This is a genomic window from uncultured Halopseudomonas sp., assembly GCF_963977355.1.
GTDB lineage: Bacteria > Pseudomonadota > Gammaproteobacteria > Pseudomonadales > Pseudomonadaceae > Halopseudomonas.
On the sequence record NZ_CAXBOV010000040.1, the window covers coordinates 1 to 21,869 of the forward strand.

At 57.9% G+C, this 21,869-nt stretch carries 23 protein-coding genes, 1 tRNA gene and 1 riboswitch; of the genes, 5 read left to right on the forward strand and 19 right to left on the reverse strand.

Annotation, left to right across the window (positions count from 1 at the left end):
* From AAC076_RS16430 to glnK, 12 genes are all read right to left on the reverse strand, one after another.
* The coding region (locus AAC076_RS16430; RefSeq protein WP_339847801.1) for a hypothetical protein at nucleotides 1-662 on the reverse strand (662 nt) is incomplete at its 3' end.
* A complete protein-coding gene (locus AAC076_RS16435) occupies nucleotides 659-1,441 on the reverse strand; it encodes an N-acyl homoserine lactonase family protein (protein ID WP_339847803.1) in 783 nt (260 codons plus the stop codon). The genes AAC076_RS16435 and AAC076_RS16430, both read right to left, overlap by 4 nt.
* The gene (locus AAC076_RS16440; protein WP_339847805.1) at nucleotides 1,438-2,088 is read right to left on the reverse strand and encodes an isochorismatase family cysteine hydrolase; all 651 of its coding nucleotides are present in this window, start codon (nucleotides 2,086-2,088) and stop codon (nucleotides 1,438-1,440) included. Before AAC076_RS16440 ends, AAC076_RS16435 begins: the two co-directional genes overlap by 4 nt.
* A 2-nt stretch (nucleotides 2,089-2,090) precedes the next feature.
* The gene (locus AAC076_RS16445; RefSeq protein ID WP_339847849.1) at nucleotides 2,091-2,861 is read right to left on the reverse strand and encodes a creatininase; all 771 of its coding nucleotides are present in this window, start codon (nucleotides 2,859-2,861) and stop codon (nucleotides 2,091-2,093) included.
* Nucleotides 2,861-3,739 (reverse strand): DMT family transporter, encoded by an 879-nt coding sequence (locus AAC076_RS16450; RefSeq protein WP_339847806.1) that lies wholly within the window; start codon nucleotides 3,737-3,739, stop codon nucleotides 2,861-2,863. The genes AAC076_RS16445 and AAC076_RS16450 overlap by 1 nt, the downstream gene beginning before the upstream one ends.
* Entirely contained in the window at nucleotides 3,739-4,494 is a 756-nt protein-coding gene (gene fabG, locus AAC076_RS16455; RefSeq protein WP_339847807.1) for a 3-oxoacyl-ACP reductase FabG, read from the reverse strand. Before fabG ends, AAC076_RS16450 begins: the two co-directional genes overlap by 1 nt.
* Complete coding sequence (locus tag AAC076_RS16460) at nucleotides 4,494-5,294, reverse strand: SDR family oxidoreductase (protein WP_339847809.1); 801 nt, start codon at nucleotides 5,292-5,294, stop codon at nucleotides 4,494-4,496. Before AAC076_RS16460 ends, fabG begins: the two co-directional genes overlap by 1 nt.
* A 2-nt stretch (nucleotides 5,295-5,296) precedes the next feature.
* Entirely contained in the window at nucleotides 5,297-6,379 is a 1,083-nt protein-coding gene (locus AAC076_RS16465; protein ID WP_339847811.1) for a fatty acid desaturase, read from the reverse strand.
* A 72-nt stretch (nucleotides 6,380-6,451) separates the two neighbouring features.
* A complete protein-coding gene (locus tag AAC076_RS16470) occupies nucleotides 6,452-7,459 on the reverse strand; it encodes an ABC transporter substrate-binding protein (RefSeq protein WP_339847815.1) in 1,008 nt (335 codons plus the stop codon).
* A 51-nt stretch (nucleotides 7,460-7,510) separates the two neighbouring features.
* Nucleotides 7,511-7,612, reverse strand: a riboswitch (guanidine-I (ykkC/yxkD leader).
* Between the two features lie 222 nt (nucleotides 7,613-7,834).
* Complete coding sequence (locus AAC076_RS16475; protein ID WP_339847818.1) at nucleotides 7,835-8,290, reverse strand: hypothetical protein; 456 nt, start codon at nucleotides 8,288-8,290, stop codon at nucleotides 7,835-7,837.
* Between the two features lie 212 nt (nucleotides 8,291-8,502).
* Complete coding sequence (locus AAC076_RS16480) at nucleotides 8,503-9,750, reverse strand: ammonium transporter (RefSeq protein ID WP_339847820.1); 1,248 nt, start codon at nucleotides 9,748-9,750, stop codon at nucleotides 8,503-8,505.
* Between the two features lie 53 nt (nucleotides 9,751-9,803).
* On the reverse strand, nucleotides 9,804-10,142 hold the full coding sequence (glnK, locus tag AAC076_RS16485) for a P-II family nitrogen regulator (protein WP_096346362.1): 339 nt from the start codon (nucleotides 10,140-10,142) through the stop codon (nucleotides 9,804-9,806).
* Between the two features lie 524 nt (nucleotides 10,143-10,666).
* Between glnK and AAC076_RS16490 the strand changes: the two genes are divergently transcribed.
* Nucleotides 10,667-10,924: an accessory factor UbiK family protein gene (locus AAC076_RS16490; RefSeq protein WP_339847823.1), complete on the forward strand. Its 258-nt coding sequence runs from the start codon at nucleotides 10,667-10,669 to the stop codon at nucleotides 10,922-10,924.
* 45 nt (nucleotides 10,925-10,969) lie between these two features.
* Nucleotides 10,970-12,478, forward strand: coding sequence for a YifB family Mg chelatase-like AAA ATPase (locus AAC076_RS16495; protein ID WP_339847825.1), 1,509 nt, complete (start codon nucleotides 10,970-10,972; stop codon nucleotides 12,476-12,478).
* On the opposite strand, the gene AAC076_RS16500 is transcribed toward AAC076_RS16495, so the two are convergent.
* Complete coding sequence (locus AAC076_RS16500) at nucleotides 12,475-14,142, reverse strand: bifunctional diguanylate cyclase/phosphodiesterase (protein ID WP_339847827.1); 1,668 nt, start codon at nucleotides 14,140-14,142, stop codon at nucleotides 12,475-12,477. The genes AAC076_RS16495 and AAC076_RS16500 overlap by 4 nt on opposite strands.
* A gap of 183 nt (nucleotides 14,143-14,325) precedes the next feature.
* Here AAC076_RS16500 and rep point away from each other — a divergent pair, with 183 nt between their 5' ends.
* On the forward strand, nucleotides 14,326-16,338 hold the full coding sequence (gene rep / locus AAC076_RS16505; RefSeq protein WP_339847829.1) for a DNA helicase Rep: 2,013 nt from the start codon (nucleotides 14,326-14,328) through the stop codon (nucleotides 16,336-16,338).
* Nucleotides 16,339-16,400: 62 nt separating this feature from the next.
* Here rep and AAC076_RS16510 read toward each other — a convergent pair whose 3' ends face one another.
* The gene (locus AAC076_RS16510) at nucleotides 16,401-16,826 is read right to left on the reverse strand and encodes a c-type cytochrome (protein WP_339847830.1); all 426 of its coding nucleotides are present in this window, start codon (nucleotides 16,824-16,826) and stop codon (nucleotides 16,401-16,403) included.
* Between the two features lie 201 nt (nucleotides 16,827-17,027).
* On the opposite strand from AAC076_RS16510, the gene AAC076_RS16515 reads away from it, so the two are divergent.
* A tRNA-Arg gene (locus AAC076_RS16515) sits at nucleotides 17,028-17,104 on the forward strand.
* 75 nt (nucleotides 17,105-17,179) lie between these two features.
* Here AAC076_RS16515 and AAC076_RS16520 read toward each other — a convergent pair.
* Together AAC076_RS16520 and AAC076_RS16525 are read right to left on the reverse strand one after the other, a co-directional pair.
* Nucleotides 17,180-17,656 (reverse strand): helix-turn-helix transcriptional regulator, encoded by a 477-nt coding sequence (locus AAC076_RS16520; RefSeq protein WP_339847833.1) that lies wholly within the window; start codon nucleotides 17,654-17,656, stop codon nucleotides 17,180-17,182.
* On the reverse strand, nucleotides 17,653-18,969 hold the full coding sequence (locus AAC076_RS16525) for a HipA domain-containing protein (RefSeq protein WP_339847836.1): 1,317 nt from the start codon (nucleotides 18,967-18,969) through the stop codon (nucleotides 17,653-17,655). The genes AAC076_RS16520 and AAC076_RS16525 overlap by 4 nt, the downstream gene beginning before the upstream one ends.
* A 134-nt stretch (nucleotides 18,970-19,103) precedes the next feature.
* Between AAC076_RS16525 and AAC076_RS16530 the strand changes: the two genes are divergently transcribed.
* Nucleotides 19,104-19,271, forward strand: coding sequence for a hypothetical protein (locus AAC076_RS16530; protein ID WP_339847839.1), 168 nt, complete (start codon nucleotides 19,104-19,106; stop codon nucleotides 19,269-19,271).
* 181 nt (nucleotides 19,272-19,452) lie between these two features.
* Here the strand turns inward: AAC076_RS16530 and AAC076_RS16535 are convergent, their stop codons facing one another.
* The 3 genes from AAC076_RS16535 to AAC076_RS16545 all read right to left on the reverse strand — a co-directional run.
* A complete protein-coding gene (locus tag AAC076_RS16535; RefSeq protein WP_339847843.1) occupies nucleotides 19,453-19,599 on the reverse strand; it encodes a hypothetical protein in 147 nt (48 codons plus the stop codon).
* A complete protein-coding gene (gene ccoN / locus AAC076_RS16540) occupies nucleotides 19,593-21,017 on the reverse strand; it encodes a cytochrome-c oxidase, cbb3-type subunit I (RefSeq protein ID WP_339847845.1) in 1,425 nt (474 codons plus the stop codon). Before ccoN ends, AAC076_RS16535 begins: the two co-directional genes overlap by 7 nt.
* Before the next feature lie 230 nt (nucleotides 21,018-21,247).
* Nucleotides 21,248-21,869, reverse strand: a 622-nt coding sequence (locus AAC076_RS16545) for a PLP-dependent aminotransferase family protein (RefSeq protein WP_339847847.1), incomplete at its 5' end; no start/stop codon positions are given.

A 21,869-nucleotide genomic window follows, 5' to 3' on the forward strand; every position in this document is an offset into this window, starting at 1 on the left:
CACTGATCCAGACTGACCACCGGCGTGTCCAGTAACAGGCAGCGGCCGCTACGACCGGGCAACGAGGAGAGTGAGATTTCCCAGGGCACCTTGCCGCCATTGATGCGGCCCAGGGAAAACTCACAGCCCATCATAAACTCGGCCTGATCGGCGCCCAGCCCAGTGATTTGCGTTCTGAGTGGTACGCCCTTGTGCACGGGCGCAGGTCGATCAGCTACAAACATGAAATAATCACCCGCCTGCAGCAAGCAACCCTGGCGCTGCGCATCGTCCTTTGCCGCAAACCACATCGCCTGGCTAGGTCCGACCGATTCGGGCAGACGCTGCCAGATCTCCAGATAGCTACCATCCAGCGCCGTCTCGTGAACCTCGTCGGGGCCGTTGAATGCCATGTGACCCACATCAGTACCGCTATCGGGGTGAAAATCCAGCAGTCGATGCCACTGGCAGCGATCACCCTGAACCTCGGTCAGACCGGCAAATCCGCCCTGACTGATACGCTGATCGACGGTCATTGGCGTTGGATCAGGCATGCGCAGATCCGCGTGCAGCGATGCTGTCTGCAGCCAGAAAACGCGGGTAGTGCGATCTTCATGCCCGTCAGCTGTGCGCAGGAGCGTGCGCTGCCAGACGCCCATGTAGGTCTCCGGTACGTTGCTCATTGGTAGTACTCCGGAAAGCGCTTGAGTCCCCGCCAGAAAGCCATATCGTGATTGGGCCAGAGGTGCGCATCGGTATCGGCTGCCAGCGCCTTGAGCTTGCGAATGCTCGCCACGGCCATATCTTCGCGATCACGCCAGCAAAGACCGGGGGCAATTTCATCATCGATGTTTTCCTGCAGATCGGCGGCGTCACCGGCCAGGATGATCGGTGCGCCCTGGGGTAACTGGATCATCAGCGACATGTGGCCGGCGGTGTGGCCGGGGGTATTCAGAGCCTGCAGGCCTGGCAGTAATTCGTACTCCTCCTGCTGCAGGCGCCAGCGCACATTGCCCGCAAAATCGTCTGCAAAGTACGCGTTATCCGCCGGCTCGCGGGCGGCTTGCAGTTCATCCTCATGCACATGCACCTCGGCGCCACAGACATCGCACAGCCCACCGGCATGGTCGAAATGCAGGTGACTGAGAAAGACCAGATCAATGTCCTGCGTGTTTAACCCCATCCGCGCCAGGTGCGCGCCAAGACGCTGTTCCTCATCCATCTGCGGTGGACCCATCGGAAACTCCTGCGGGTCGTACCACTGTTGCCGTGCCTGCGGGTCGCTCAGTTTGTGGTAGTCACAACCCACATCGAACAGCACACGGCCCTGACGGGTTTCGATCAGGTAGGCAAGAATCGGAGCCTCGATCGAGGTACCCAAACCCCGCCCGCGGGTCGAGTAGGACTTGTCGTAGTTATGCGTAGCAGTCAACAGGGGCCAGAGCTTGAGTACGTCCGTCATACCATAACCTCCAGTTTGCCGATCAGTTCAGCGCTGCTGCACAACTCCCCGAAAATGCCACCCTCGACTCCGATCATTTGCAGCGCAGCAGCGTGCAATTCGGGATGGGGAGAAGCGCAGGCGTCGCCCACGGTCAGGCAGCAGAATCCCAGGTCGATGGCGGCACGCAGGGTCGAGCTGACGCACACCTCAGTGGTGACCCCAGCGAGTAACAGACAGCTGATACCACGGTTGCGTAAAAGCAGCTCCAGATCGGTATGGGCAAAGGCGCTGTACCCCGGCTTGTCGATAACCGGCTCGTCGTCCAGCGGTTGCAGTTCATCAATCAGATCGTGTCCGTATTCGCCGCGGATCAACAACCTTCCCATGGGGCCATCCTGGCCGATGGGAGCACCGCTGCGCTCGGCGCGCTGACGCTTCCAGTCCGGCAGATCAGTCAGGTTGGCTCTGTGCCCTTCACGGGTATGAATCACCAGCATCCCCGCCCTGCGCGCAGCAGACAACAGCGCCTGCTGGGCTGGAATGGGCGCGCGCAGGCGCTGAATATCCAGGCCTGCCTTGTCGGCGTAGCCTCCCGGCGCACAGAAATCACGCTGCATATCGATCAACAGCAATGCACAGGAACCTGGGGCCAGTCCGGACAGCATGCTCACACCTCCAGCGCAAATTCGTGGCGTACCGCGGCAGCAATACCGTCGGCTATGTCCCCGGCCATGCGCGCCCCTTTCTCCGCAGTGGAACCCTTGGCCGATGACAGCACGCCTGATGGCGGAACCCATTCGGTACGCGTCGGATACATGTCGTAGGGAGGGAAGTCAGCCGGTAAGTCGTCAGGGATCTTGTCCAGCGCGACCATCTGCGGATGGTAGTGCAGCATCAGCGATGTCTCGATGACGGCCGCATGCTCCAGGGCGAAACCGGGAAAGCCATTCGGAAAGATATCGGCCAGGGTCTGCTCGCGGCAGAAATCCCAGTGTTCCAGGCGCATGACCTCCAGATCGCAGTCCTTGCCCAGTTCGCGTAGGGCGAGCTGGATGCCCTCGGCGACGAACCACTGGTTCTCGTAGTGGCCGAGCACCAGCACCAGACGTTTCACGCCATGGCGCGCGAACTCGCGTACCGCGTCCTGCACCAGCGCCGACAGGGTGGCGCCGTCCAGGCTGGTAGTGCCGCAGAAATGCTGGCCGCCACCGCATTTGGGCTGGGACTTGTAGCCGTAGGCCAGCGCCGGCGCGACCAGGCCGCCGACCTGGTTGGCCACGTCGGCACTGATGGCGGTGGACAGCAGCGCGTCGGTCCCCAGAGGCAGGTGCGGTCCGTGCTGTTCGGTGGCGCCACAGGGCAGAAACACCACCGCGCCGGCCTCCACGCGCTGCTGGTATTCCACCCAGCTGATCTGATCCATGTAGGGGTTGTTCATCAGGGCATACTCCTTGTCAGTTGCGCTTGGGGTTGGTCCGGCCATGCCGCCATCACGGCCGCGACGCAGACCAGCGCAGCACCGATCCATTCACGCGGCCCGATCGCCTGCTCACCGAGCCAGGCCGCCGACAGCACGGCGGCAATCAGCTCGAACACAATCAGTACTGCGGCCCGTCCGGCCTCAAGATGGGTCACGCCGTATTGCGCGCCCAGGGTCGCCAGCAGCCAGCCGACAGCAAACAGGGCCACCAGCAACCAACTGCCGGCCCCCAGCGACGGCAACCATTGATCCAGCAGAAAACAAATACCAGCAGCAAATAGAGCGCTGCCGATAAAGGCGGCAAAAGTCTTGCTCATCAATGGCACGCGATCGGCGGCGCGTGTTGCCAGGTTGTTCATGGCAAAGGCGAATCCGGCACTCATGGCCAACCAGTCAACGGTTGTCATCGGTTGCAGCACCTCTTTGCCCGCGCCCAATGTCAGCGCGATGCCAACCAACGCCAGGGCCAGCGCGCCCAGACGCAGCAGGGTGAGACGCTCCTTGAGCAGCAGCCAGCCGCCAATCACTGCCCACACCGGGGCGAGATAGAATAGCAGCATCATGCGGACCAGATTCTCACCCAGGGACAACGAGGAGATCAGCGCCACATTGGCCCAACCCCCAAAGCAGATAATCGCCAGAACGCCCCAGTGCTGACGGCGCCATTGCGATCTCTGCAGCCACAGCGGACACAGCGCCACCAGGCCGATCAGGCCACAGGTTGCCAGCACCATGGGCATGCCACTCAGGCCGATATCCGCGAAGGCATGCAGCGGTATCCAACTGGTACCCCACATGATCGTGGCAATGATCAGAACCAGTTCCGGGCGCAGCATCAGCCACCCATCCAGGCGCCGCCATTGGGCCCCAGTATCTGGCCGGTAAAGAAACTGGCAGCGGGTGAGAGGAGAAAGGCCACGGCGGCAGCGACCTCTTCGGGCTTGCCGAAACGTTGCGCCGGTATCGCCCGCTCCCTGGCCAGCCACTCCGCGCTCATGTTCTCTGCGCTGAGCATGGGTGTATCGGTTGGGCCAGGCGCGACCCCATTGACGCGAATCTGCGGCGCGAACTCCCGCGCCAGCGAGCGGGTCAGCCCGATGACGCCCGCCTTGGCGGTGCAATAGGCCACGTAATGTTCGCGCCCGAGAAAGCCCAGCTCGGAGCTGATATTGACGATGCTGCCGGCCCCGGCCGCCTGCATGCCTTCCAGGGCATGACGGCAGCAACGATAGACGCCGTCCAGATCCACGGCCATGATCCGCTGCCAGTCCAGCTCCCCGGTCTCCAGGAAAGGTTTTTCCAGAATGATGCCGGCATTGTTCACCAGGCCCTGCAGCGGTCCGTCGGCGGTAACCTGGTCGAACATCCTCGCCACCGCATCAGCATCGCTGACATCCGCCTCGACAGCCCAGGCCAGGCCACCTGCCTGCACGATTTCGCGCACCAGGTCAGCCGCCTGGTCCGCCTGACGGTGATGATTGATCCACACCGCAGCGCCATTGGCTGCCGCCAGGAGGGCGCAGGCGCGGCCGATACCGGTGGTGGCGCCGGTGATCAGGATGCGTTGGCCCTCGAGTTCATAGCGGTTCATCAGTGCATCACCTCGCCATGACTGACGACCAGTGCCTGACCGGTGATGGCCTGCGCCAGCGGGCTGCCCAGAAACAGGAAAGTGCCGGCCAACTGCTCCGGCGTCAGCAGCTCGGGGATGACCTGGCCAGCCAGGATCTGCGCCAGTTCCTGCTCCTCGCTGCGACCACTGTTATTGGCCATGGATCGCAGCGAGGCCATGGCGGCCTCGGTACCCACCCAACCGGGACAGACCGCGTTGACCCGGATGCGCCGGCCGCCCAGCTCCCAGGCCAGGGAGCGGGTCAGGCCGATGACCGCATGCTTGCTGGCGCAATAGGCGGAGAAGCCCGCCACCGCGCTGAGTCCCCAGATCGAGGACTGATTGATGATGCTGCCGCCATCGTGTAACAACGGCAACAGCGCTCGGGTCAGCCGCACCATGCTGACCACGTTGTTATCAAGCTGGACTTGCCAGCGTTGATTGGCCAGCGGATCGCTATCGATCAGGGGCGTGGGCAGCTCCATACCTGCATTGTTGATCAGCACGTCAATACGCACCCCGTCGGCGCATAGCCAGTCGGCGCAGCGCGCTACATCCCCATCGTCCGCCAGATCAACGCATATCGAGCGCACCTGATCAGAACTCAGGCCGGCAGCGCAGGTAATCTCTCGAGCCACCTGCGCAAGTCCATCGGCGTCGCGATCAAGCAGCACCAGGCGAGCACCCTGACGGGCAAAGGCCTCGGCCAGACCCTTGCCGATACCACTTGCGGCTCCACTGATCACCACACAGCGATTCTGAAAGTCGAGGTTGTGCACGATCACACCGCCGTCAGAAAGGACACACCAACCGCACCGTAGAACCCCTCGGCACGCTTGGGTCCCTCACCGAAATGACCATAGTCATCGTCGGTAACCCGGCGCAGTCGATACCGGTGGAAACTGCTGACCAGTTCTCGCATCGGCACTACCTGGCGATAACCATCGCTGTACAGTTCGGCGTGCAGCGCAGGCAACCGATACCAGGGGGCAACCGGCTTCTCGTGGTGGGCATTGTGATAGCTGAAATTGAGCACCAGAAGGTTGAGTGCCGGCCAGCGCAGTGAGACCAGATTACTGAAGGTATTCAGCTGCTCATATGCCCTGTCGCGCAGCTTGTCTGCTGGAATATCACCATCTTCAAGCACCGCGAAGGCGTCATAGGTGTGCTGATAGGCGTCAGTGAAGCGCAGCACGGTAATCATCAGCAACCAGGCCACGGTGTAGAGCACAAGGGCCACCGGCGACAACCAGCCAAGCAAGGCAAACGCGGCAACGCGAATCGCCAGTGTGGCGGCCACTACAGGGCGGCGGGCACGCTGCTTGTCGCTGCTATCGAGAAATGGCAACAGAATGACGTAGCCATGCAGGAGCAGCTCTACAGCGGGAATATAGGCCCACTCCAGCGCCAGAACGATCTTGCGCGCCCAGGCTGGCAGCCCGTTGATGAATTCCTTGCTGTCGAAGGTCAGTACATCTGCGCGATCAACATGGTGTCGCATATGCTTGTGGCGCAGATCCTGGAATCCGGCGTAGCAACCACCGGTCATCCAGCTGAACAGGGTTCCAGCGCGTGCATTGTGCGCCGGCTTGCTGAAAATCGTGCCATGGGCAAATTCGTGCATCAGGTAGGCGCCGATGATCATCGCATGCCCAAGCAGCAGTGTGCCCGCAGCTTTCAGCAACCATGAGTCGGCAAACAGCAGTCCGATACCAAGCACATAGCCGGCCAGACTGTAGGCCATGGCCAGGCTGTTGGGTATCGGCCCATCAGCGTAGCGAAAAAGCGGCTTGGGCTTGGCAGGCGCCTTGGGCTTGGTCGCGGATGCAGAGTCAGACTGGGTGGTGGGTTTCGGCGTATCCATATTAACTCCGTTGCGCAGCAACAGCCGGAATGCTGCCGGTCTGCGGCAGCATCAGGCATGCGTGCGGCTGGGTTATTCGTTCAGGGTTTCTACAAAGCTCGCGTCGAAGGTATCGGCGAAGTCGGGGGCAGCAGGGATCTGCTGATTCTTAACCAACAGGTCTGCAATAACCGCACCGCTGCCGTAGAACGACATCGTGGATTCGGACTCTTCGAAGACCTCTGCCATCTCCGCCAGGGGGATGTTGTAGACACCGCTCATCTGCTCGGTGGCCTCCGGGCCACTGACGCCAAGTACTTTGCCGATGATGGTGGCAGACTCTTCGGGGTTGGCCTGCATGTAATCCAGACCCGCCTGATAACCCTTGATCATCGCGGTAATGGCAGCTTCCTGCTCGGCAATCACTTCCTCGTCGAATACCAGCACGTCAGTGATCAGGCCAGGCGCTTCCTTCGAGGAATACACCACGTGGAAGCGCTCACCCTTGCCCATGCCGACGATCTGCGACACGTTCGGCTCGTAGGTTACCCCTACCGGCAAATTTCCTGATGCCATAGCACTGGGAATGGCCTCCGGAGTCATGTTCACCGGACGGATATCCTTCTCGGTCATGCCATTTATCTGCAGCGCATAGGCCAGCAGGAAATCCGATGGAGACAGGGGGTTGTAACCGACCTGCTTGCCCTTGAAGTCGGCTACCGAGGTGATCGACTTGTCTGCCACGATGGCGTCGCCACCGTCAGAGAAATCGATCGGCATGACGACCCTGTGATCCAGACCCTTGGCAACCGAGCCGACCACCTGGTCGTAGGTGAGCATGCCGCCGTCGACTGCGCCGCTGGCCATAGCCGAGGGGATCAGTGCCGGATCGTTGAAAAACTGCAGATCGACGTCGAGGCCGAATTGCTCGTAGAGATCGAGCTCATCGGCGACGTAAAAGGGACCATAGCCGGCCCAGACAACGGTTCCTATGGTCAACTTGTCATCTGCCTGGGCGGCAAAAGGAGCAATCAGGGCGACGGCGGCCAGACTGGCGCCAGCCAGGGACTTGCGGATCGAACGAATCAGAGGGGCGGTCATGGTCAGACTCCTGCACGGTTGAACAAAATATCGGGACGCGTCGGCATGACGATCTCCCGGGCTTTTATCCCGCCGTGTAGCTCTCATCCTGAGAGCCGGAAAACTCTCGGACCAGACATCTGTAAACAGACCGGAACCCTAGTTCGCCTTGGTGTTACTCCAATGTGTGACGCGTCATGAGCCCTGCGGGCTCATCCCGATTCAGGATTAAACAATGCATGCTTGATGCCAGCTCAACCGCATCACTTAACATCTTGTTTAAATTCAACGATTTAATAGTGATGGTGCAAATTGGGAGGGAAAAGAAGAAAGCTTGGGGTCAAGGAAATATGCACAACCCCGGTGCGACGCTGCACGCCGGGGTGCCCTGCGCTCCTAAAGTGAGCGTCCATTATTGATCTGATCCGACAGGCGCAGCATTTCATGCTTGTGCAGGTCGTATAGTTCCTGCATCACGTCCTTGGCTTCAGGAATCGCGGCCCGCTCCACCATGGCGTAATAGAGATCCATTATCTGGTTGTGAATATCGACCACTTCCTTGCTGATCTGCTCGTAATCCCCACTATCAAAATCGATCTTTCGACCATTTTTCGGAAGCAGTTCCTCGCTCACATGCTCAGACACCCAGGTATTCAATGCGCGATCATCTGCCCGGTTGCCAAATTTGCACACCTCTTCGGCGAGAGTCTGTTCGTGGCCCGCAAGATAGATCAGCAGGGATTTGGCTCGCTCATCACTGTTGTGGTCCGCACCCTTGCGCATGCGATCAGCCAGCATCTCGTGAATACCGGCATTCCATTTGATCAAGTCATCAAAGGTTTCTGACTTCATTGATAGCTCCCTTTTTTGAAAAATGGTGTTGGCAGTTGGCTCTCAGACCCGGCTTGCGAAAACGTAACCGCAAGGGCCTGGTAATCATCCGACTGCATACGGATCAGTAAGTTTAGCTGTCAGTGTAGACAATGGCCCTGGGACACCATGCTCCACAACGAAACAGGGCGCCCGAAGGCGCCCTGTATTACCGCTTGAGAGTGCTACCAGCTTTAGTTCTTGGTGCTGGTGAACTCGGGGTAGGCTTCCATCCCACACTCGGACAGATCCACACCGCCGTACTCTTCCTCTTCGGTGACACGGATACCCATGACAGCCTTGAGGATGATCCAGAGAATCAGACTGGTGATGAAGACCCAGAGGAAGATGCTCACGATACCCAGCAACTGGCCACCGATAGTCGCATCAGCGTTGGTCAGCAGCACCGCCAGTACACCCCAGATACCCACTACACCGTGGACAGAGATGGCACCAACCGGATCGTCGATCTTGATCTTGTCAAAGGCAAGGATGGAGAACACAACCAGCACACCACCGACCGCACCGATCAACGTGGCCTGGAAGCCACCGGGCGACAGCGGGTCTGCAGTGATTGCCACCAGACCAGCCAGTGCACCGTTAAGCGCCATGGTCAGGTCGGCCTTGCCGAACAGGATACGGGCTACGATCAGTGCTGCAATCAGACCACCTGCCGCAGAAGCGTTGGTGTTCACAAATACCTGGGCAACAGCGTTGGCATCATCAATGGTGGACACGATCAACTGCGAGCCGCCGTTGAAGCCGAACCAGCCCAGCCACAGGATGAAGGTACCCAGGGTTGCCAGTGGCAGGTTGGCACCGGGGATCGCATTGATCTGACCGGAAGAACCATACTTGCCTTTACGTGGACCTAGAACCAGAACACCGGCCAGGGCAGCAGAGGCACCTGCAAGGTGAACGATACCGGAACCGGCAAAGTCGCTGAAGCCAGCTTCAGACAGGAACCCACCGCCCCAGCTCCAGTAGCCCTGGATCGGGTAGATAAAGCCAGTCATGATGACTGCGAAGGTCAGGAAGGCAAACAGCTTCATGCGTTCAGCAACTGCACCCGAGACAATGGACATCGCGGTAGCGACGAACACGACCTGGAAGAAGAAGTCAGCGCGAGCAGAGTAATAAACGTCACCGCCGCTGGCGAGCACTTCTTCCGCTGAGTTTTCAGCACCGATCAGCACGCCAAGGTTCGGCATGATGCCGCCCTCGTCGCCCGAGTACATGATGTAGTAGCCCACTACCAGATACATGACGCTGGCAATTGCATACAGCGTGATGTTCTTGGTGAGAATTTCAGTGGTGTTCTTGGCACGGACAAGACCAGCCTCGAGCATGGCGAAACCTGCCGCCATCCACATGACCAGTGCGCCGCAAATCAGAAAATAGAACGTATCAAGTGCGTACTTGATTTGTACGATGTCTTCCATAATAAGCCCCCCAAACAGGCTTGGTTACTGCATTCAGTGGACGAACTGACCGGTCAGACTGCGTCTGTGCCTGTCTCTCCGGTACGGATACGGACAGCCTGTTCCAGGTTGACCACGAAGATCTTGCCGTCGCCGATCTTGCCGGTATTGGCTGCCTTGGTGATGGCTTCAATGACACGGTCGAGCATGTCGTCGCCGATCGCTACATCGATCTTTACCTTGGGCAGAAAATCCACTACATATTCAGCGCCGCGGTACAACTCGGTATGACCCTTCTGCCGGCCAAAACCCTTTACCTCAGTTACCGTGATGCCTTGCACGCCGATCTCCGATAACGCTTCGCGCACGTCGTCCAGTTTGAAAGGCTTGATAACAGCCGTTACTAATTTCATTTTATTTCTCCCGATTGATGGACTGCCCTGGGGGACAGGACCAGTCTATGCCGAGTTAGAGGCTTTTAGAAACGGACAATGCACAGATCCGATGCAGCTTCCCGACTCACCGACAAAAGCGCGCATAGCGAAAGCCACGTTTGCCATAGTCAACTGCCTCATACTCAAATGCTCCTTGGTGGCTTTTCGCGTTGTCATTCCGCTGAAGTCACGTTGGCTTGAGGAGGGATGCCCGGTTACGGTTATCTCGCCTGTCTCACCTGCTTTGGTGCATTGCAGAAATCCTGCCACTTTTTATTTATCCTTTAAAATCATGCATTTGACCTCATTCACCCCAACCGAGGCAATTGGCCAGCGCACGCATACGCACTATATTGGTGCGAACATCATTTATAGCGGCCCGATATCGCGCATTAATTCCCCTGCCCTCCAGGGGACGAAGCCGTGCTCGGGTGTTAGACTCGGATTTTCGCTCGAACCGACCCAGGCCGGTCGACATAAACGCTTACGAGGCAGGATCCAACATGCTGCATAAAGTCTTGATCGACGCGGTCAGTAACCAGGCAACGCGTCTTCTGATGAGTGAGAAAAGCCTACCTGCACCTGAGGTCGAGAAACACCTCAAGTCGCTACTACAGAGTGCGCTGGCAAAACTGGATGTTGTCAGCCGGGACGAATTCGAAACTCAGCAGGTGGTCTTGCAGCGTACGCGCGAACGCCTCGAAGCGCTGGAGAAGCGCGTTACCGAGATGGAGCAGGGTCAGCAACCACCCGCCGTCTGACGACGCGGTACGCTGCCTGCCATAAGACCCGATCAAGGAGTGATCATGTCCCTGGCTATAGTTCACAGCCGAGCAAAACTGGGTATTGCCGCACCATCAGTCACCGTCGAGGTGCACCTGGCTAATGGAATGCCCAGCCTGACCCTGGTGGGGCTCCCGGAAACCGCCGTGCGGGAAAGCAAGGACCGCGTGCGCAGTGCCCTCCAGAACGCCCGTCTGGAGTTTCCCAGCCTCAAACGCATCACCATCAACCTGGCCCCCGCAGATCTACCCAAGGAAGGTGGTCGCTTCGATCTGGCCATTGCCCTTGGACTACTGGCAGCCAGTGGTCAGATACCCGTTGATAGTCTGGCGCAATGTGAATGCCTGGGTGAACTGGCCCTATCGGGTGAATTGCGACCCGTTCAGGGCGTGTTGCCCGCCGCTCTGGCATGCCGTGAATCCCAGCGCACCCTAATACTTCCTCGGGCCAATGCATCGGAAGCCGCGCTGGTTCGCGGCGTCCATGTTATCGCCGCAGACCATTTGCTTGAACTCTGCGAGCACCTGCGCGGCGAAAGGGAGCTGGAGGCCGTGCCCTCTGGCAGCATCCCGCCAACCACGCAGGGTCTGGCCGACCTTGCGGACGTTCAGGGCCAGGCACAGGCGAAACGCGCGCTGATAGTTGCCGCCAGTGGTGGCCACAATCTATTGCTGTTTGGCCCGCCCGGTACCGGCAAGACGCTTCTGGCGAGCCGTATGCCGGGCATACTGCCGCCACTGAGTGAAGACGAAGCACTAGAGGTTGCGGCCGTCCAGTCGGTCTGCAATCAAGGGCCTTTGCAAAGCTGGCCGCTGCGACCTTTTCGCGCGCCCCATCATGGTGCATCCGCCGCTGCGCTGGTAGGAGGTGGTAGCCAGCCGCGCCCCGGCGAGATAAGCCAGGCCCATAACGGGGTGCTGTTTCTCGATGAATTTCCAGAGTTTGATCGCAAGGTCCTGGAAATGCTCCGAGAACCCATGGAGTCCGGCGCCATTCATATCGCACGGGCCCGCGAGACGCTTAGCTTTCCGGCCCGGTTCCAGCTGATTGCCGCCATGAACCCATGCCCCTGCGGGTATCAAGGCGATCCCGGCGGTCGCTGTCGATGTACGCCAGAGCAGATCCAGCGCTATCGCAGCAAGCTCTCTGGCCCCCTGCTTGACCGAATCGACCTGCACCTGGCCATGCACAACGAGCCCTTCAGCATGGCTGGTAAATCGCCCGGCATCCCCGACAGCAAGACCGCCGGCGCCCAGGTAATGGCTGCCAGACAGCTTCAGCAAGAACGCCAGAGTTGTCTCAATGCGCATATGGACATTGCCGGCCTGCGTGATCATTGCCAACTGGCAGAGACTGATGCTCGCTGGCTTGAGCAGGCTATCGAACGATTGGGGTTATCACACCGGGCCAGTCACAGGGCGTTGAAGGTAGCCCGCACTCTGGCTGATCTGGAAGCTGCCGATCACATCGCCCGTCGGCATCTGGCCGAAGCCCTGCAGTACCGCCAACTCGACCGCCGCGCGCAGAGCTAGGAGCAGATCTGCGATTCATCACGCCCCATGTTGTAGGCATCCATGAAATAGCAGAGTTCGTCGAAGGGGAGTGCCGGGCTAATAAAGAATCCCTGGACCTGATCGCAACCCAGCGAACGCAGCTCCGCCAATTGCTGACGATGCTCGACGCCCTCGGCAACCACCTCCAGATCGAGACTGTGACCCAGCTCGATCATTGCCGCGACCAACTGGCGGTCGGAACGGGTTTCGGTAATACCCTTGACGAAACTGCGGTCAATTTTCAGCAGATCTATCGGCAGTCGCTGGAGGTGCATAAACGAGGAGAAGCCGGTGCCGAAATCATCCAGCGAGAAGCGCACACCAAGACCGGTCATACCCCGCATGGTCTCCAGTACCTGATCAGGGTTCTGCATCACGGCCGTCTCGGTCAGTTCGAATTCGAGCCAGTGTGGATCGATACTGGTTTTTTCCAGCAGGCGTTTGACCGTGGGCAGTAACTGACTGTCTTGGAACTGACGGAAAGAGACATTGACGGCAATATGGATGGGCGGGTGGTCACGGAGGTGGAGCTGCGCAAGATCGTGGCAGGCCCGGGCGATAACCCAGTAGCCCATGGGTACGATAAGACCGGTTTCCTCGGCCAGGGGTATGAACTCGTTCGGCCCCAGCAACCCTCGCTCCGGATGACGCCAGCGAATCAGCCCTTCAAGTCCGACAATGCGACCGGTGGCCAGATTCACCCTCGGTTGGTAATGCAGCTCAAGCTGGTTGCCGCGCAAGGCATGGCGTAGCGCGGTTTCAAATTCGATCAGGCTGTTGGCCTGCAGATTGATCCGGTCATCGTAGAAATGATAATTGCAGCCACGCTGGCTCTTGGCTTGCAGCATCGCCATATTGGCATGCAAGCTCAGACTATCGACTGTCTGACCGCCTTCGGGATAAGTGGCGATCCCGATACTGCAACCGAGTAGCAAGCTTTCTTGCCCCACCAGAAAAGGTTCAGCAAGCTCACTGACCAGTTTCTGGGCAGTCTGCAGCAGATTACTGGCCCGGGCATAGTCTTCAACGATGATGGCAAACTCGTCGCTTCCCATACGGCCGACGGTATCGGAGTTGCGCAAGATACCGCGCATCCGGGCTACCACTTCCTTGATGATGCTATCGCCTGCACCATGACCCAGGGTTTCATTGACATGGCGGAAGTTGTCCAGATCGACGAACATCAACGCCAGAGGCTGGTTGGTGCGCAAAGCCCGACGCATGCCGACTTTGAGACGGTCCTGAACCATATAGCGATTGCAGACGCCCGTCAGGGGATCATAGCTGGCGGCGTGATCAAGGGCCGTCTTGAGCGCCTGGCGCTCAATCGCGTAATAAAGGCAGCGTATCAGTTCGCTGGCGCTGGCTTGATCCCAAAGGCTATCGCAGCTTGCCTCGGTTGAGCGCCGAAACTCCGGCTCTACAACCAGATGAATAACCGGAATGCCCGATTCGCAGGCGTCAGCAAGGAATTCGCTGCGAGTAAGAATCGCCTCGATATCGCCCTGTTCAATCAGTTGTACGGCCGAGTTCCAGTCAGCGACGCGTAACAGTTCGAAGGGGCACTCTGTGATGGACATCAGCCGCCGGCAAAGTTGAACCGAAGCGCAGGCATCCCCGTCCAGCAGCAGTACGCGCTGCATTTGGCGCTCGGCAATCACATCTTTCCCCCGGTTGCCTTTATAAATTAGGTATATAGACTCTCTTAGTTAAAGTAAGTTATATCGAAAAACTGATCAATAACCAAGCCTAGCTTTTAGCCATCACTCAAGGCATCGCTATTTTCGGGTAAACTCCAACGCCTTCAGACCAGGAGTTCATTACCGGTGGCAAAGCTCAATCCCCGTCAACAGGAGGCCGTCAATTACATCAGCGGCCCCTTGCTGGTTCTTGCCGGCGCCGGAAGCGGCAAGACCAGCGTTATTACGCGCAAGATCGCCTACCTGGTGCGCGAGTGCGGGATAAAAGCGCAGAACATCGTGGCCCTTACCTTCACCAACAAGGCCGCGAGGGAGATGAAGGAGCGCGTGAGTCTGCTGATCAAGGGCAACGAAGCACGCGGCCTGACCGTCTCCACCTTCCACAATCTGGGCCTGAATATCATCCGTAAGGAGCACAAGCGTCTGGGCTATAAACCTGGATTCTCGATCTTCGACCAGCAAGACGCCCAGGCCCTGATAACCGATCTGATGCACCGCGATTACGGCGCCGACGAGGGAACAGAAGGTATACAGGCACAGATCTCCAGCTGGAAAAATGATCTGATCAGCCCCGACCAGGCATTGGCCCAGGCCAAGACGCCACAGGAACAGACCGCCGCCAGCGTGTACATGCATTACAACCGCACGCTCAAAGCCTACAACGCAGTCGATTTTGACGATCTGATTCTGGTACCTGTTGCCCTTTTTCGCGAACATCCCGATGTTCTGGAAAAATGGCAGTTCCGCATCCGCTACATGCTTGTCGACGAATACCAGGACACCAACGCCAGTCAGTATCTGCTGGTAAAAATGCTGGTAGGCCAACAGGCCCGTTTTACCGTGGTCGGTGATGATGACCAGTCGATCTACGCCTGGCGGGGTGCACGGCCGGAAAATCTCGCCCAGCTCAAGGATGATTTCCCAGCGCTCAAAGTGGTCATGCTTGAGCAGAACTACCGCTCGACCAGTCGCATTCTAAAGGCCGCCAACACGCTGATTGCAAACAATCCTCACGTGTTTGAAAAGCAGTTGTGGAGCGAGCTGGGCTTTGGCGATCCAATCCGCGTTATTCGCTGCCGCAATGAAGAAATGGAGTGCGAGCGCGTCGCCACCGATATCCAGACCCAGCACCTCAAGCACAAGCGAGCCTGGCAGGACTTCGCCATTCTTTATCGGGGCAATCACCAGTCACGCCTGCTGGAACTCAAGTTGCAGCATCACCAGATCCCCTACCATTTGTCCGGCGGCACCAGCTTTTTCAGCCGCCAAGAGGTCAAGGACCTAATGGCCTACTTCCGCCTATTGGTCAATCCGGACGACGACAACGCCCTGTTGCGGGTCATCAATGTGCCGCGCCGTGAAATCGGACCTGCCACACTGGAGAAACTCGGCACCTACGCCACCGGCCGTGATATCAGCCTGTTCAGCGCTTGCAGCGAAATAGGTCTGGCCGAGCATCTGGAGCCACGCTACTGCGAGCGCCTGCAGCGTTTCGGCCACTGGCTCGACGGCGTACGCAAGAAGTGCAGCGAAGGTGATCCGATCGAAGCCCTGCGCTCAATGGTCAACGACCTGGATTACGAAAACTGGCTACGGCAGAACTGCTCGAGTGACGATGTGGCGGCAAAGCGCATGGGGAATGTCTGGTTTCTGGTCGAGGCGCTGAAGAACACCATTGAAAAGGACGAAACCGGCAAGACCGATATTGAGGATGCCATCGCCAAGCTGGTTCTGCGCGACATGCTCGAACGGCACGAAGAGGAAGAAGACACCGACCGTGTGCAGCTGATGACCCTGCATGCATCCAAGGGCCTGGAATACCCCCATGTGTTCATCATCGGCATGGAAGAGGAAATCATCCCGCACCGCTCCAGTATTGAAGCCGACAGTGTCGAGGAAGAACGTCGCTTGGCCTATGTCGGTATCACCCGTGCCCAGCGCACACTGAGCTTCACCTATGCCGCACGGCGTCGGCAGTTTGGTGAGGTTATAGATTGTCTGCCAAGCCGCTTTCTTGACGAGCTACCCGCCGAGGATCTGGAGTGGGAAGGGACCGATGATGCACCGCCGGAACAGAAACAGGCGCGGGGCAATTCAGCACTGTCGGACATTCGCAGCATGCTCGGCCCCAAGGCCTGAGACGAAACTGACAGGCACAAAAAAGCCACCCGAAGGTGGCTTTTCTTAACTGCTTTAGCTGGTTAGAGCCCAGACATGTGCTGAACAGCAGCCTGGATCTCTTCACGCGAACAGTCACCGCAGGTGCCGTTAGCTGGCATGGCACCAATACCGTTGATGGCGGAGGTCACCAGATCATCAAGACTGCCGGCCGCAGCCAGACGCGCTTCCCAGGCACCGCTGTCGCCCGTCTTGGGAGCGCCTAGTATGCCCACGCTGTGACAAGCTGTGCAGAACTGGCCGTATACCGCATCACCCGTACGCGCAGCGCCGGCTGTGGTGGCCGCAACGGGCATGGTACCAACGTCAGCACAAGGGTCACCAGCGACGCAGACCACGCCGAAGGGTTTGATACGCTCGGCAATGCTGTCGCTAGACACCGCAAACGCACCGCCCGCAACCAGAATCAGTAACGCCGCCGAGGCAGCCAGAATTTTTTTCACAGTCATTACCTAACATCCTCATCATGGCTTTATATTCGAGCCCAAGTGCAATGCTCGGACAATGCAGGCGAGTATACCGGCAAACCTGCGGGCAACAAAATAGCATCTGTAACCAGCGACAACGCGTCGCGGAGCGCCGACATGATGGGTAGCACCCGCAGGCATGGACGCCGCCCCAATCAATGGGTATTATTGCGCCCCTGAAACGCACCCGTAGCTCAGCTGGATAGAGTACCGCCCTCCGAAGGCGGTGGTCACTGGTTCGAATCCAGTCGGGTGCGCCAATCAAATAAAAGCCTCAGCAATGCTGGGGCTTTTTTGTGGGCGTCCTATCTGGCGGACTAGTCGTTCTCTTCCAGTTATTTTTTAGTGACTGCGCGCGATTTGCCAACCGCAGGTCTTTGCCCTGGCAATCCCTTGGGCTTCGCCCCTCTGGATTTGCTGACGGGGACCTCGCGATCTTTGTCATTACATTTATCAACATGGGATACGCCGCTGCGTTTATCAGCAATAACGCTCTGTCTTTCGGACGGCGTTGTATTCACAAAGGGTGACGTTTTCCGAGATGCAGTCGCCGCCATGATTCCCATTCGTAGGCCAAATTTACGTAGTATCGAGTCGACGGTACTCAACGTTGGATTACCTTTATCCGTTTCCAGTTGGTAGAGCGCCCTTGTGGACATGCCGCACATGTGAGCAAAGGTCTCCTGATCGAATCCTGTGATCTCCAAGCGAAGTCTGCGAACAGCCATGCCGAGGGTTATCTCGCCGTCACCTTGTAACCCAATGATCTCAGCAATCAATTGCTTACGTTGTTCGCCGGTCATGTCGCTCATAGCAGCCCCCACAACTCAAGATTCGACTCCAGATTATTGACCGGGATAGCCTTTGTTTGACGAACGTCCAGAGGCATATCCACGAGCAGATCCGGTAGCGCTCTGAACTCACCGGCCGCTTTACGGATTCGCTCATAGAGTTCATCCGGGGAATACCACTGCGGAAAGTAAGCACAGATCTCACGCCACCGGGGGTTACCTTTCTTTTCGGCCTCCCATTTGGTGGCCCTGGTCACACCTTCCGCGTCCAGAACCATGGGAGCCAGGTCATAGATCGGGGCCAGATCGAACCTGCCACGGTGGCGAAAAATGGATGTATTGCGGCCGTGGTTGTCGCTATTGCCCAGGATCCGGTTAAGCAGGTCTCGGCGGATATACTCAAAGATAAGCTCTGGAATCTCATCGGTTTGCCCGGCCATGCACCACAGCTCAGCCAGCCTCGACAACACCGTCTCATGCTTGAGTCTTGATCCTGGCTCTGTATTGCCCAGCAATGAGTAGACTGATTCGACAGGGATACGCTCCACGCTGCCGCCAGCCACTGTGCGGTCAAAACGGGGCATCCAGAGGCTGGGCTTTTCAGCTTCTTCCAGGCTCAGCCCATCTGTCGAAACGGTATTCAGACCGAGACTCGCTACTGCCTTGTAATACTGGTATTCGGCCCGAAGGATGTTCTTGTCGTTCTCGGTCACCTTGTTGCGCGCGAACTTCACCAGCCAGTGTGAACTTACCAATGAATCATCGAGCATCGCATCAGCATACAGCTGGCCATCCGGGCCCTCTGCCAGCAATAGCTTGGGTGCCTCACCCTGTGCCCCAGTCGCACCCCCCAGCGCGGCGCCGGCTTCGTAGGCGTACTCAAGAAAGTCATTGGTGCGCGTGACTACCTCCTGACGAGCAAAGGCTTCCTCGCCTGTATCTTCCAGGGCCTCAACGGACTCCTTTACGCGGAGATTGCCTATAGGCGAAGGGGTACATCTACCAAGCAAGAACAGGTCAAGATCCGTTTCGGCCGGAATTTCATTATTGAATCGCTTGAGCAGCGAGCTTCTCGCATGGCCAGCCGGAATGATGTCGAAGATGAAGGCCGGAAAGCCTTTGCTGTCCTCCGCACTCCAGTTGACCGGCAAGTTGACGCTAACCGCATGCTCGAAAAGGCTTTCTGACGCCTCAAAGAAATCAGCTAGATACGCCGCCTTGTAGGAAGTCGTCGTGCGCTTGCCCGCAACGGCGTGCGTATCCGAGACGGTCAGATCCAAGGCATCGTGCCACTGGCCCTCTACATAGGCTTGTATGGTGAGCGTTTCGTACATATCGAAGAGCCAATCGGAATTAATATGCTGATAAATATAGATCAAGACCCATTAATCGGCAATATAAATCTTTTAATGGCTTTCATTTGAATTTAATCGGCAGTTTAGCGCTGACTAGGAATGCGCCCTGTAACTTGCGCGAACAGATTGCCTGGCGACGGCGACTCAGTTATCCAAACATACCCCAATATCTGATCCAGCGGGGTAACAACCGCCAGGCCTGCTTCGCAGACGAGCAAGACATGCTGACCTTCGGACAGTGGTTGTGCGATTACTCCGACGGTTACGCACCAACACGCTAAGCAGCCTGGCCTTGGGGAACGACAAGTTCAAGCGCGAAATAGAGAAACTGACCGGGCAATCAGTCACCGCAGGAAAACGAAGGCGGCCAGCAAGGGATCAGAAGCTTTAATTTTTATCTGACCCCAATTACTCATTTCCACCAGACCTCAAGTTCTGAAGGTTGCAATCGGCAAGCTGGAGTCAAGCCTCTAGCTTGTCCGGCTCTTCCAGAAACGGCAGTTGGGCCGCATTTTCCATTTCGTCATCCGGATGGCCTGCCAGGCTGACGCTGACGGCGATGAAGAAGCCGATCAGCGTCAGTAGTGCGACGATTTCAGAGATCAGCATGGGATGAGCTCCTGTGTTTGGAGCTGTCGTGCCTTGCGAACGGTACACCAGGTATTCCAAGCCATGCACAGCATGCCAAATAGGAAGAAGGCACCGCCGAGAAGCCGCACTATGTACCCTGGATGGCTGGCTTCCAGCGCCTCGACGAACGAGTAGGTTAACGTGCCGTCTACATTCACGGCGCGCCACATCAAGCCTTGGGTAATGCCATTGACCCACATGGAGACGATGTACAGCACGGTGCCGATGGTCGCCAGCCAGAAGTGCAGGTTGATCAAGCCTGTGCTGTGCATTTTCTCGACGCCATATACCTTGGGAATCAGGTGGTACATCGAGCCAAAGGTGATCATGGCGACCCAGCCCAACGCCCCTGCGTGCACGTGGCCGATGGTCCAGTCAGTGTAGTGCGAAAGCGCACTCACAGTTTTGATCGCCATCATTGGCCCTTCAAAGGTCGACATGCCATAAAACGCCAATGCGACCACCAGAAAACGCAGGATCGGGTCGGTACGCAACTGATGCCAAGAGCCGGACAGCGTCATCATGCCGTTGATCATGCCGCCCCAACTGGGCGCCAACAGAATCAGCGACATCACCATGCCGAGCGATTGCGCCCAGTCTGGCAGGGCGGTGTAGTGCAGATGGTGGGGACCGGCCCAGATGTACAGGGCAATCAGCGCCCAGAAGTGCACGATGGACAGGCGGTAAGAATACACAGGCCGGTTCACCTGCTTGGGCACAAAGTAATACATCATGCCGAGAAAACCGGTGGTAAGAAAAAAGCCTACCGCGTTGTGTCCATACCACCACTGCACCATGGCATCGGTCGCCCCGGAATAAACCGGGTAAGACTTGAACCAGCTGATCGGGATCGCTGCATAGTTAACAATATGTAGCACGGCGATAACCAGAATGAAGGCACCGAAGAACCAGTTGCCGACATATATATGATGGGTTTTGCGACGCATCAGCGTGCCGAAGAACACGATCGCGTAGGCCACCCAGACGATCGCCATCACCACCGCACCCGTGAACTCGATCTCGGCGTATTCTTTGGTCGTGGTCAGACCCTGTGGCAGCGTGACCAGCATGATGATGATCACCGCCTGCCAGCCCCAAAAGGTAAAAGCTGTGAGTCGCGGCGCAATCAGCCGCGCTTGGCAGGTGCGCTGAACCGCATAATAGCTGGCGGCGAACTGTGCGCTACCGGCAAAGCCGAAAATTACCAGATTGGTATGCAGTGGGCGCAGGCGGCCGAAACTGGTCCAGGGCAGATCAAAGTTCAGCGCAGGCCAAACCAGCTGTGAAGCGAGCAGTAGCCCGACTGCCATTCCTATCACGCCCCAAACCACCGTCATCATGGCGAACTGGCGCACCACCCGGTAGTTGTAAGGCTGCACAGCAACCGTATTTTGCATCGTAGAAACCTTTCTGACAGGGATAACGGCTATGGCCGCAAAAGTAGCCGTACTGTAGAAAAGGTGAGCCCGACAAAACAGACTCAGAGGTTACGCGTTAAAGCATATCAGATGGTGCTTACTGACTAATCAGCGGGGTCTTGTATGCGGCGAGATGTCGCGGTTGGGCGGCTAAGCGCCCTGTACTTGGTGCAGATCAGCTTTATCAAGCAGACACATACACAGTACAGTCAGAAGGACGCGATGATACGTCCCAATGTTGCCATTGCCTGCTCGCTGCGCGTGTCCCAAGGATGACCGTAGTTCAGGCGGGCGCAGTGGCCGTAATGGCGGTTGGCCGAGAATATCGGACCTGGCGCCAGGCTGATGCCCTGTGCCAACGCGTGCTGGAATAGCTGCAACGAATCGACCCGGGTCGGAAACTCGAACCACAGAAAGTAGCCGCCATTGGGGCGGGTTACTCGGGTGTCGGGCGGAAAGTGGCGGGCGGCCGAGGCGAGCATCGCGCGTTGCTGGCTTTCCAGCGCATGGCGCAACTTGCGCAGGTGGCGGTCATAGCCGCCATGTTGAAGGTAATCGGCGAGTGCCGCCTGGGCGGGCACCGAAGGCGAGATAGTAGTCATCAGCTTGAGTCGGCTGATCTGTTCGGCAAAGCGCCCAGCTGCCACCCAGCCAACCCGGTAGCCAGGCGCCAGGCACTTGGAGAAGGAACCGCAGTGCATCACCAGCCCTTCGGTATCAAAGCTCTTGACCGGTTTGGGTGGTTGGCTGCCGTAGTACAGCTCGGCGTAGACGTCATCTTCGATCATCGGCACCTGATGCTGCTTGAGCAAGGCGTAGAGCGCCTGCTTT